This is a genomic window from Clostridium sp. UBA1652 (genome assembly GCF_002320975.1).
Lineage (GTDB): Bacteria > Bacillota > Clostridia > Clostridiales > Clostridiaceae > Clostridium_T > Clostridium_T intestinale.
This window is the reverse complement of the sequence record NZ_DCLI01000092.1, coordinates 215,302-227,889: the sequence shown is the minus strand read 5'-3', so window position 1 is coordinate 227,889 and position 12,588 is coordinate 215,302. Positions and strand designations below refer to the sequence as shown.

Annotated in this window: 10 protein-coding genes; all 10 read left to right on the top strand. The window is 29.4% G+C overall.

Annotated features, from left to right (window positions below; genetic code table 11):
- Nucleotides 1-194: 194 nt before the first annotated feature.
- The 10 genes from B3N22_RS21790 (at nucleotide 195) to srlA (ending at nucleotide 12,583) form a co-directional block, all read left to right on the top strand.
- On the top strand, nucleotides 195-1,961 hold the full coding sequence (locus B3N22_RS21790) for a methyl-accepting chemotaxis protein (protein ID WP_286910523.1): 1,767 nt from the start codon (nucleotides 195-197) through the stop codon (nucleotides 1,959-1,961).
- Nucleotides 1,962-2,070: 109 nt separating this feature from the next.
- Nucleotides 2,071-2,745, top strand: coding sequence for a response regulator transcription factor (locus tag B3N22_RS21785; RefSeq protein ID WP_286910520.1), 675 nt, complete (start codon nucleotides 2,071-2,073; stop codon nucleotides 2,743-2,745).
- Complete coding sequence (locus B3N22_RS21780; RefSeq protein WP_286910518.1) at nucleotides 2,742-3,812, top strand: sensor histidine kinase; 1,071 nt, start codon at nucleotides 2,742-2,744, stop codon at nucleotides 3,810-3,812. The genes B3N22_RS21785 and B3N22_RS21780 overlap by 4 nt, the downstream gene beginning before the upstream one ends.
- Before the next feature lie 449 nt (nucleotides 3,813-4,261).
- Nucleotides 4,262-4,645, top strand: a complete 384-nt coding sequence (locus B3N22_RS21775; protein WP_286910516.1) for a MarR family winged helix-turn-helix transcriptional regulator — start codon at nucleotides 4,262-4,264, stop codon at nucleotides 4,643-4,645.
- A gap of 30 nt (nucleotides 4,646-4,675) precedes the next feature.
- Entirely contained in the window at nucleotides 4,676-6,403 is a 1,728-nt protein-coding gene (locus B3N22_RS21770; RefSeq protein WP_286910514.1) for an ABC transporter ATP-binding protein, read from the top strand.
- The gene (locus tag B3N22_RS21765; RefSeq protein WP_286910512.1) at nucleotides 6,400-8,577 is read left to right on the top strand and encodes an ABC transporter ATP-binding protein; all 2,178 of its coding nucleotides are present in this window, start codon (nucleotides 6,400-6,402) and stop codon (nucleotides 8,575-8,577) included. The genes B3N22_RS21770 and B3N22_RS21765 overlap by 4 nt, the downstream gene beginning before the upstream one ends.
- A gap of 97 nt (nucleotides 8,578-8,674) precedes the next feature.
- Complete coding sequence (locus B3N22_RS21760) at nucleotides 8,675-9,400, top strand: lysophospholipid acyltransferase family protein (RefSeq protein ID WP_286910510.1); 726 nt, start codon at nucleotides 8,675-8,677, stop codon at nucleotides 9,398-9,400.
- Between the two features lie 198 nt (nucleotides 9,401-9,598).
- Nucleotides 9,599-11,566 carry a BglG family transcription antiterminator gene (locus B3N22_RS21755; protein ID WP_286910508.1) on the top strand — a complete coding sequence of 656 codons (1,968 nt, stop codon included), beginning with the start codon at nucleotides 9,599-9,601 and terminating at the stop codon, nucleotides 11,564-11,566.
- Nucleotides 11,566-12,021, top strand: a complete 456-nt coding sequence (locus B3N22_RS21750; RefSeq protein ID WP_286910506.1) for a transcriptional regulator GutM — start codon at nucleotides 11,566-11,568, stop codon at nucleotides 12,019-12,021. The genes B3N22_RS21755 and B3N22_RS21750 overlap by 1 nt, the downstream gene beginning before the upstream one ends.
- Nucleotides 12,022-12,034: 13 nt before the next feature.
- Nucleotides 12,035-12,583: a PTS glucitol/sorbitol transporter subunit IIC gene (gene srlA / locus B3N22_RS21745; protein ID WP_073020196.1), complete on the top strand. Its 549-nt coding sequence runs from the start codon at nucleotides 12,035-12,037 to the stop codon at nucleotides 12,581-12,583.
- The last annotated feature ends 5 nt before the right edge of the window (nucleotides 12,584-12,588 follow it).

The window sequence follows — 12,588 nt, the reverse complement described above, 5'->3', positions numbered from 1 at the left end:
TATAAGATAATAAATTGAGATTTACAATAGTGAAATTAAAGAAAAAACTTAGTTGAGGAAAAATAAAGAAAGAAGTAAATTAATTTGGTATAATAGGAAATATATGTTGACAATAGAATTTGAGATTGTTATTCTTTATTTTAAGCATATAGATAATGAATTTCAATTGGAATAGAAAATGGGGAGATGTTGTAGTGAGAAGTATTAAACAAGGTAATATATTTAGTCTTAATTCTATAAAGAAAAAAATGATTTTAGGCTTTTTGTCGGTGATATTAATAAACCTTATAGCTTTTTTAGGACTTGAAATTTTTAATTCCTATAAGCAAATGAAGGAAGAAGCATTAGATAAAAGTTATGCTTATGCAGAACATATTGAAAAGGTAGTATCACCTATAGGAATAGAGCAAACTGAAAAATTGCAAGAGAAAATAAAAGAATTACTTGAGCAATATCCATTAGTAGATTCTATAGGAATAGTTAATGATAAATTAGGATATGTTGCAAATACTAATAAGGGATTAGTGGGACAATCGTTTAATAATGAATATACTAAAGATTTAGTTTCAAATAATAAAGCATTAAGTTTTTCATTAGAAGAAAACTCAGAAGCCAATTACTATTCGGCAGTTCCTCTATACAAAACAGGTTCTTCAACAAGTTTTGCAGGGGCAACGGATGCAGTATCATCAGCTACAACTTCACAAGAAAGTGGGACTGATGGAGTAGCAGCAGCAAGTGCAAAGGTTAATATATCTGGATTAGTTATTGTGAAGATGGATAATGAAGCAATGCTTCAAGGGCTAAAAGAAAAGATAGTTGATATATCAATAATATCGATTATAGTATTTTTAGTATCTATAGGTATAGCTGTAATCATATCTTTAAGTATAACAAAACCTTTAGTAAAGATACGAGATTACTTAAAGGAAATGGCATTAGGAGATTTAACCCAAGAAATAAATATAAGGTCAAAAGATGAGCTTAAAGATTTAAGTTTAAACATAAGTAGTACAAATGGAAGTTTGAGAAAAATGATTTCTGATATAAAGGTGGTTTCTAAGGACATAGAGGAATATTCAAAAGAACTTAAATTATCTTCAGAAGGGGTAGCTAGTGCTAGTGAAGAAATAAGCAGTACAATGAATAGCGTAGCTGATAGTACTTCAGTACAAAATGATAATCTATCTGAAGCCATGAATAAGCTTAAAGAATTAGCTTATTCATTAGAGGAAATTAGTTTGGAAATTAATACAATGGAGAAAGAAAGCACATCAATTAGGTCTATGGCTGATGATGGAACAGAAAAAATTAATTATGTAGTAAAAAGCATGGAGGATATGCGAGAATCTTTTGAAGAAATGTCAAGTGGAATAAAGGTTCTAGATGATAACATAATTGAAATTAATTCAATAAGTGAAACTATAAATAATGTTGCAAAGCAAACCAACTTACTTTCTTTAAATGCAGCAATTGAAGCATCAAGAGCAAATGAAGCCGGAAATGGTTTTGCAGTTGTTGCAAACGAAGTTAAAAAATTAGCAGAGCAAACATTAGAATCTTCAGAAATTATAGCAAAACTTATAAAAAATATATCAAATAATTCGAAAATGGTATCAGATACAGCTATGAAATCTATAGATAAATTTGAAGAACAGTCAGAAATAGTATCTAATACAATTGTTGCATTTGATACTATCGTTAATCAAATAAATGTAGTAATTCCTAAAATAAATAATGTATCAGCGATAATAAAAAATACTAATACAATAAAAGATAAAGTGATGAATAATGTTCAAAATATAAGTTCAGAATCAGAAGAACTATCAGCTTCTGTAGAAGAGGTCACTCAATCAGTAGAAGAACAGTCAGCTACAATTGTAGACTTATCAGGACTATCTGATAGGCTTCATGAAACAGCTAGAGATATGATTGAGGCAGTAAAACATTTTAAAATTTAATAATAAAGATAAGGTTGTTTTCAATTGATGGAAATAACCTTATTTTTATTTAAATTCAGTTTAAAAAAGTTGTGTAGAATTATAATAAATAAAGAGAGGTGAAATCAATATGAGCAAAATACTTATAGTTGATGATGATCCATATATTAGAGAGTTAGTAAAGGTACTTTTGAAAAATGAGGGATTTGATATACTAGAGGCTTCTGATGGAATAGAGGCGCTTATAGAAATTCAAAAAGAAAAGGTTAATATTGCAGTTATTGATATAATGATGCCTAATATGGATGGTTGGGATTTATGTAAGGAAATTAGAAAATACTATGATATCCCGATACTTATGCTTACAGCGAAAGGTGATATAACACAGAAAGTAAAGGGCTTTGAGTTAGGAACTGATGACTATATGGTTAAACCTTTTGAACCATTAGAATTAGTAGCTAGAGTAAAAGCTTTGCTTAAAAGATATCTTATAACTGCTTCTGAAATAATAGAGGTTGGAGAGTTATCAATTAATCACAAAACTTATGAGGTAACAGATAGAGGTGAAAATTTAAACTTACCTTTAAAAGAATTTGAACTTTTGTTTAAGCTTGGCAGTTATCCAGGAAGAACCTTTTCAAGGGATGAATTAATTGAAGATATATGGGGTTATGATTTTGAAGGAAATGAAAGAACTCTAGATGTTCATGTTAATAGGCTTAGAGAAAGATTTCCAGAAAACGAATATTCCTTTAAGATAAAGACAATTAGAGGCCTTGGATATAGGATAGAGGTGAAATTATGAGATTTAGAAAAGGTAAAATTCATAATATTTTTGGAGTTCTCTTAGGATTAATTGTATTAAGTGCATTTATTATTTTAGCTTTCTTTATCACTAGTTTTATTTATAAGACTATAGGGAAAACGCCTAATATACTGATTACTCAGATGATAAATTCCCTTTTAGGAATATTTTTTCTAGTTACAACAATATTTTCAACAATTAATTTTGGCAGCAAAAACTATAGGGAGTATCAAATCAACATGTTTAAATCTATAGTAGAAGCAATGGAAAAAATGTCAAAAGGAGATTTTAATGTAAAGCTAGAGTATGATCATAATAAAATTAAACCATTTGTGGCGTTAGTAAAAGGGGTTAATAGCATGGCTTTAGAGCTAAGTACAATGGAAAAAATGAGGCAAGAATTTGTTTCTAATGTTTCCCATGAGATTCAATCGCCTCTAACTTCCATAAAAGGATTTGCTCAAGTATTAAGAAATAATAATTTGAGTGAAAACGAGAGGGTTCATTACTTAAATATTATTGAAACTGAAAGTACTAGATTATCCAAACTAGGGGATAATTTGCTTAAACTAGCGACTTTAGATTCAGATCAAGTTGAGCTTCAACTTAAAAGCTATAGATTAGATAAGCAGATAAGGAGCACTATATTATCTCTTGAGCCTCATTGGGAAAGAAAAAATATTAAATTTGAAATATTTATGGATGAAGTAGAGATAATAGGAGATGAAGGAATGCTTAATCAAGTGTGGACTAATTTAATTCATAATAGTATAAAGTTCACAGAAGAAAATGGACAAATAAAGATATATTTAAGCCAAGTTCAAGATAAAGTTGAGTTTAAGATAATAGATACTGGAATAGGTATTGATGAAGAAGAACAACTGCATATTTTTGAACGTTTTTATAAAGCTGACAAAGCTAGAGCTAGATCAATTGGGGGCAATGGATTAGGTCTTTCAATAGTAAAAAGAATTATTGAAGTTCACAAAGGTTCAATAGAGGTTCAAAGTGAATTAGGTAAAGGAAGTACATTTACTATTTATTTATCTAGTAAGTTTATTAAGTAGTTTAAATTCAGTTTATAAATATGATATATACTGTTGACCTTGACCTTAGGTTATGAATTATTATAGTAAATATCAATTGTTATTGTAGCAATAAACAATTAGTAAGAATATAATTTTAGGGTGAAAATTAATTAGGTAGCTAACTAAAATTTTTGTGAACAAAACGATGTGAAAATATTTACATTAGTTAATTTAAACACAACAAACTATAAATAATATATAGATAAAGCAAGTAAATATCCTATTTGTATAATCTGAAATGATATTAATGTTTTATTAATAAATTGGAATTATAAAGATATTGACTAAAAATATTTATGGTGGTAATATAATAAATAGTTTAGTTGCCTAACTAATTGGAGGTGAGAGAAATAGAACAGAATTATGGAGAATCATTATATGGAATTTTTCATCAAGTTATAAAACTCAACTTTCATAGAGCCCATCAATTGTTGGAAAAGATAGGTCTTCATCCTGGTCAAGCTCATTTGTTAGGGGTAATAGGGCATGAAGAAGGAATTAGTCAAAATCAACTTGCAAAAGTTCTTAATATAAAACCTGCTACAGTTACAGGGATGATAAAGAAATTAGAAAAGGCAGGATTTATTAAAAGAAAAGTTGATGAAGCAGATCAAAGAGTTATGAGAGTTTACACAACAGAAATTGGCAAGGAATTAAGCTTAGAGCTTAAAAGTTATTATAATGGAATCAAAAAGGAATGTTTTAAAAATTTTACTGAAGATGAGCTAGTAATTTTCAGAAGATTATTAATGCAGATGAAAAGTAATTTAGAAGAAATTACAAATAAAAATTTAGATAACTGCAATGATTAATGTAAGACTATGTGAATGGAGATGAAATGAATGATCAAATTATTTAGGTTTTTGAAAAAGTATTGGATTTCGGTCGTAGTTATATTAGTATTAATATATTTTCAAGTTATGGCAGAATTAAATTTACCTAACTTGATGTCGGATATAGTTGATACTGGAATAGTAAATAGTGATGTTGATTATATATTACAAACAGGTGGAAAGATGTTACTTGTAGCTTTAGGGGGAACTTTATGCTCAGTTGTAGCAGCATTATTTGCATCCAAAGTTGCTATGGCATTTTCAAGAGATGTTAGAAGAGAAGTATTTACTCATGTAGAAGGGTTTTCTCTTAATGAGTTTAACAAAATACCAACATCTTCGCTTATTACAAGAACAACAAATGATATAACACAAGTTCAAACAGTAATGGTAATGGGACTTAGAATATTAGTTATGGCACCTATAATGTTTGTTGGTGCGCTTATAATGGCTCTTTCTAAAGACACGTATCTAGCTAGAGTTATTGCAGCAGCTATTCCTTTAGTTTTAGGTATGATGATATTTGTAGCTGTAAAAGGAATGCCACTATTTAAAAGCATGCAAACAAAGGTTGATAAACTAAATCTAGTAGTTAGAGAAGGCTTAACAGGAATAAGGGTTATACGTGCTTTTAATAGAACTGATTTTGAAAAAGATAGATTTAAAGCAGCAAATAAAGATTTAACTGACACAGCTATTAAAGTTAATAAAATGTTAGCAACTTTAATGCCACTTATGATGTTTATATTCAACTTAATGACTATAGGTATCCTTTGGTTTGGAGCAAATCGTATAGATTTAGGAGAAATGGCAGTTGGTGATTTAATGGCATTTATTCAATATGCTATGCAAATAATGATGTCTGTTATTATGGTTGCTATGATGTTTATATTAATACCAAGAGCATCAGCATCAGCAGTAAGAATAAATGAAGTTTTAGATTTAAAACCAGAAATACTAGACCCTAAAAATCCTAATAATAAGAAAGTTGAACGTGGGCATGTAGAATTTAAAAATGTATATTTTAGATACCCAGGAGCAGAAGAACCTGTACTTAGCAACATTTCATTTGATGCAAGACCAGGTGAAACTACAGCTATAATTGGGAGTACTGGTTCAGGTAAATCAGCACTTATTAATTTAATACCACGTTTTTATGATGTGGAAAAAGGAAGTATATTAGTAGATGGTGTAGATATAAAAGATATGCTTCAAGAAGATTTAAGAAATAAAATTGGAATAGTTCCTCAAAAGGCAGTATTATTTTCAGGAAGTGTTTCAGATAATATAAGATATGGTAAAGAAGACGCTACAGATGAAGAAGTTAAACATGCAGCTGAGGTTGCTCAAGCATTGGATTTTGTAACTAATATGAAAGATGGATTTGACTCTTTTATTGCTCAAGGTGGTAATAACGTATCAGGTGGACAAAAACAACGTTTGGCTATAGCAAGAGCTTTAATTAAAAGACCTGAAATATATGTTTTTGATGATAGTTTCTCAGCATTAGATTTAAAGACAGATGCTAAGTTAAGAGCTGCTCTTAATAAAGAAACAGGAGACGCTACAGTAATAATAGTTGCACAAAGAGTAAGTACAGTAATGGATGCAGATAGAATAATAGTATTAGAACAAGGGGAGATTGCAGGAATGGGAACTCATAAAGAGCTTCTAAATAACTGTGAAATATATCGTGAGATTGTATCTTCACAACTTTCAGAGGAGGAGATATCATGAGTGAAATGAAAAACAATGCTCCAAAAAGAGGCGGACATATGGGTGGAGGTCCAATGGGCGGAGTAGTAATGTCTGGAGAAAAAGCAAAGGACTTTAAAGGAACTTTAAAGAGATTAATAGGATACCTAAGACCAAGAGCGGTTCATATAATATCAGTATTTTTAGTAGCAATATTAGCTACAATATTTTCTATAGTTAGTCCTAAGATAATGGGAAAGGCTACTACAAGATTATTTGAAGGTATAGTGGCAAAATATGAATATAGCGCAGTGAGTAAAGGGGTTACTGAAGCAGTAACTACTATGAAGGAGCAGATGGATGCTCAAAAGAAGCAAATTGAAGAGCAGATAAAAGCTAATCCTAAATTAGCTCCTCAAATACAAGCACAAGCAGCGGAACAAATGAAGAAGGCTTTAGAAGCTCAGCAAACTCCTGAAGCAAAAGAACAGTCAGAAAAAGTTCAAGAAATATTAGAAAAATATCTTTCAGATGAGGATATCTCAAAAGTTAATACAGCTATGCAATCTGGAGATGTAGATACAATAAAAGCTGTATTTGGAAGTTATAAACCAGAAATAGACTTTGAGTATGTTAGAAATATATTATTATTACTTATCCTCTTTTATGCTATAAGTTCAGTATTTACATTTATCCAAGGTTGGATAATGTCAGGAGTAGCTCAAAATACTGTTTATGATATGAGAAATGATTTAAATAATAAGTTAGAAAAATTACCTTTAAAATATTTTGATGCTAGAACAAAGGGAGACGTATTAAGCCGTTTTACAAATGACTTAGATACTGTAGCGGCAACACTTCAACAATCATTAACCCAACTTATAACATCTATAGTTACTATAGTAGGTATACTTGGTATGATGTTCTCAATAAGTTGGAAAATGACGCTTATAGCTATAGTTGTGCTTCCAGTGAGTATTTTTGTTATAAGACCTATATTAGGAAAATCTCAAAAATATTTTACAGCTCAACAAAAACATTTAGGTGAATTAAATGGTCATATAGAAGAAATGTATTCAGGACATAATATAGTTAAAGCATTCGGAAGAGAAAAAGCATCTCTAAAGAAGTTTAATGATGTAAATGAAGATCTATATAAATCAGGTTGGAAAGCTCAATTTATATCTGGATTAATAATGCCTTTGATGGGTTTTGTTAATAATATTGGTTACGTTGCAGTATCAGTAACAGGTGGATACTTAGCTACTAAAGGTTCAATAAGTGTAGGAGATATTCAAGCTTTCATACAATACATGAGACAGTTCTCTCAACCTATAAACCAAACTGCAAATATAGCTAATATAATTCAATCTACAGTTGCAGCAGCAGAACGTGTATTTGAAGTTTTAGATGAAGTTGAAGAAATTCCCGATTCAAAAGATGCAGTTGTTTTAGATAATGTAAAAGGTGAAGTTAAATTCGAAAATGTTGACTTTAGCTACAAAGAAGATTCTAAGCTTATAGAAAATATGAATATCGATGTTAAGAAAGGTCAAACCATAGCTATAGTAGGACCTACTGGAGCGGGGAAAACTACATTAGTAAATCTTCTTATGAGATTCTATGAAATAAATGGTGGTAAGATAACTGTTGATGGAGTAGACCTAAGAGATTTAAAACGTGAAAATTTAAGAAATATATTTGGTATGGTACTTCAAGATACTTGGTCCTTCCAAGGAACTATAAAAGAAAATATAGCTTATGGAAGAAAGGGTGCTACTGATGAAGACGTAATTGAGGCAGCTAAAGCAGCTCATGCAGATCACTTCATAAGAACTCTTACAGAGGGTTATGATACAGTATTAAATGAAGAAGCTTCAAATATATCTCAAGGACAAAAACAATTATTAACAATTGCTAGAGCAATATTGGCAGATCCATCAATATTAATACTTGATGAAGCAACAAGTAGTGTAGATACAAGAACAGAAGTGTATATACAAAAAGCTATGAATAAGCTTATGGAAGGAAGAACAAGCTTCGTAATAGCTCATAGATTATCTACAATTAAGGATGCAGATTTGATACTTGTTATGAATCAAGGAACTGTTATAGAACAAGGAAATCATAAACAATTATTAGAACAAAATGGTTTCTATGCAGATCTTTATAACAGCCAATTTAAAGATGGTAATTTTGACGAAGAAGCAATGTAATATTTCATTTAAAAAGCTATTGGATAAGCCAATAGCTTTTTCTTTATGAATAAAAAATGTATAATAGATATAATACACTAAGTATGGAGGAATATTTATGTTAAGAACAATAGCTTGGTATACTCATTTCGCAGTAAGCTTGTTATTAAAAACCCCAGAGATGTTTAGGGTTAAAAAAATGATAAAGGATGGAAAAAATCCAGAAGCAATAGAGTATATTGAAAAAACTACTAGAAGATGGGCATTATCTCAAATGAAATTAAGTGGAGCAAGAGTAAAGATATATGGTGAAGAGAATATACCTAAAGATGTGCCTGTATTATTTATAGGTAATCATCAAAGTAACTTTGATATAGCATTATTTTTAAGTTATATAAAAAAGCCGAAAGGATACATAGCAAAGGCAGAAATGAAATCATGGCCACTTGTACACACTTGGATGGAATTTATAGATTGCGTATTTATGGATAGAAGTAATATAAGAAAATCAGCAGAAGCAATAGTTCAAGGGGTTAATATATTAAAATCAGGACACTCTTTAGTAATATTTCCAGAAGGAACTAGAAGTAAAGGGGATAAATTAGGAGACTTTAAAGCAGGAAGTTTTAAATTAGCTACTAAGGCAAAGGTTGCAATCGTGCCAGTTACAATAAGAGGTTCTTATAAATTAATGGAGCAGAACGGAAATAAAATTAAACCAGCTGATGTAGAGTTATATGTACATCCAATGATAGAGACAAAAGACTTGTCAAAGGAAGAATTAGATGGATTGCCTAAAAAGGTTAAAAATATAATAGAGAGTAAATTGCCAAATATAAGTTAAACACACTTAAATACAAAGACTATGTGGGTACTAATAAAACCTATGTAGTCTTTAAATTTATATAAAAATAAACTTGATTAATTTAAGTAATTAGATTAGTAAATAATTTTCACATGTTAAATGAAAAAGTATGTATTAATTAATTTGAGAAAATATTCTAAGATTAGATTATCAGGTGAGGGAGAAAGGAAGAGAATAATGAATCTAGTAACTATAGATAGTAAACTAATGATTCTTCTTATGAAATTGGAGGATAAAGAATATTTTAAGCTAGAAGAACTTGCCCAATATCTTGAAGTAAGCACAAGAACTATAAGAAATTATATAAAGCAATTAAATGAAATATTAGCAGAAGATATTGCTCAAGTTGAGAATAATAAGTATAGGGGGTATAGGTTATTAAAATATGATAAAGAGAAATTTGAGGAAATTAGAAAAAAGCATATAAACGATAAAATCAACTGTAAGTTCTTAATTACATCTACAGATAGAAGTTCATATATTATCAAAAAGTTTATAAGTGAGGAAAATACTTTTAAAACAGATGACTTAGCTGAAGAATTAAATGTGAGTAGAACTACGTTAATAAATGATTTGAAAAAAATAGCTCACATACTAACTAATTTTAATATACAAATAAAAGGTAAAACCAATGATGGAATTTCTCTTCAAGGGAATGAAATAAATAAGAGATTGTTTTTTATTTATTTCTTGTGTAAAGGTTTTGAAAAAGAATCTATGCATAGTAATAATTGGACTTTTATATCAGAAGATATTTATAAGGACTTAGAAAGTCAATTAATAGACCTATTCAAAAATAATAATTATAAAATCTCAGATGAGGTATTAAGAAATATACTAAGTTTTATAATGATTCTTTTAGTTAGAATTAAACAACAAAAATATATAAAGAAACTAGATGAAAAACATAAGGAATTAATATACACAGATGACTTTAAGCTAGCTCAAAAAATTGGAGATTTAATCTCTAAAAAGATGAGTATAGGCTTATCTGAAAATGAAGTCATATATCTAACACTACCACTAATGGGAAGGTATTCTCCAGTAAAAAATGCTGATTCTGAGATAAAAATAACACCAGCAATCAAGAGACTTGTAGGTGAAATAAGAGATGAAATATATAATCAAATGGGTTTAGATATAAGCGAAGATAAGGATATGTGTGAGAATCTAAAATACCATTTAAACTTTGCAATAAATAGAATTATTTTTAATTTACCAATTCATAATCCATTAATAGAAGATATAAAGAGATATTACCCATTCCCATATACTTTGGCTAAAGTAGCAGCAAAAATAATAGAAGGTTTTTATGGTGTTAAGGTAATAGAAGATGAAGTTGGATATATAGCTCTCCATTTTGGAAGCTATGTAGAAAGGAGAAATAACAAGTATTATTCAATTAAAAATATAGCCTTAATATGTGGCACCGGTATTGGTACTGCAAAATTATTGGATATTAAGTTAAGAAAATTACTAGGAGACAATAAGAAAATAGATACCTACTCTGATTTAGAAGTATCAGAAGAGCTTTTAAATAATTATGACATTATTTTTACCACTGTTGATATTCATTATGAACTAAAACCTATAGTTATAAAGCTAAATGCCATATTTAGTGATTCTCAGATAGTGAAAGAAATAGAGAGAAAATATAATTTGAAAAATAGTAATGCAAGCTATGAAGGTTACGACAAACCATTTATACATCTGAGTATACCACAGGAGCAGTTTTTTATAATTAATAGAAAAGATTATGTAGGTGCTATAGATTACATGGTTACTAATTTATCAGAAGTATTGACTTTAGATAAAGATTTTAAGAAGAGACTTATTGAAAGAGAGAATAAGTCACCAACAGCTTTTGATAACTACGTGGGATTACCTCATGCAGTAAACTACGGAAATGATAGGTTCAGCATTTCCATGGGAATATTAGAAGAACCCATAGTTTGGGGAAAAAATGAAGTAAGGTTGATAATAATGCTTATAGTTCCAGATGAAAACAACATAGATCCAGATATGGTCATAAGTGTATACGAAGAGATCTTAAAAATCTGCCAAAACAAAAAGTTTATAGAAGAACTCTGTAAAGTAAGAAGTTATAAGGAATTCTTAGATTTAAACAGAAAGGAGAAGTTTTAATGAATAATGTGGTTATGTTAATTTTTATAGGAATAATATGTTGGATACTAAATTTTGCTTTTGGGTTTATGCAAATTAAAAATTTTAATCAAAATTATATAGATATGAGAAGAAAAGGAAGGGTAGCTATAGGAAGAAAAAGAGGATATCTTCAAGCTGGAACCATAGTTCTTATTAATATAGATGAAGAAGATAGGATATTTGACTGCAAGATAATGCAAGGAATTTCTGTTCTAGCCAAAGTAAAAGGTTTTACTGGACTAGAAGGAAAGAAAATAGGAGATTTAGCAGAAGTAGATTTGAAGCAATACAAAAAATTAATAAGGGTAGCTATTTTAAATGCTATAGATAACTTTAATCAGTTTAAGAAAGGAGTGGAGGAAAAAGAAATTCAAACAGAAGTTAAAGAAGAAAACATAGAACTAATTGAAAAAACTATTTATCAAAAATTTTAGGGAGGTATTATAAATGCAAGCATTAGCACAATTTGCTGATAAGTTTATGGGATTATTTAGAGCGGGGGGAGAGACATTTGTAAGTTTTGTTACAGGTATAGTTCCAGTACTAGTATCTTTATTACTAATTATGAATGCTTTAATAAAATTAATAGGTACTGAAAGAATAGATAGGTTGGCTAGCAAATCATCTGCAAACCCAATAACAAGATATCTTATATTACCTGTACTTGGAACTTTTATTTTCGCAAATCCTATGACATTATCATTAGGAAAGTTTTTACCTGAAAAATATAAGCCAAGCTATTATGCAGCAGCATCTTTTTCTTGTCATTCAATGAATGGATTATTCCCACATATAAATCCAGGTGAATTATTCATTTTCTTAGGAATAGCAAATGGAATAACAACCTTAGGGTTATCCTCAACAGACTTGGCTGTTAGATACTTTTTGGTTGGAATGGTTACTAACTTCTTTAGAGGATGGGTTACAGACTTTACAACTAAGTTTGTTCAAAAGCAACAAGGAGTTCAGTTATCTGAAACAGTTGAACTAGCATAATAATT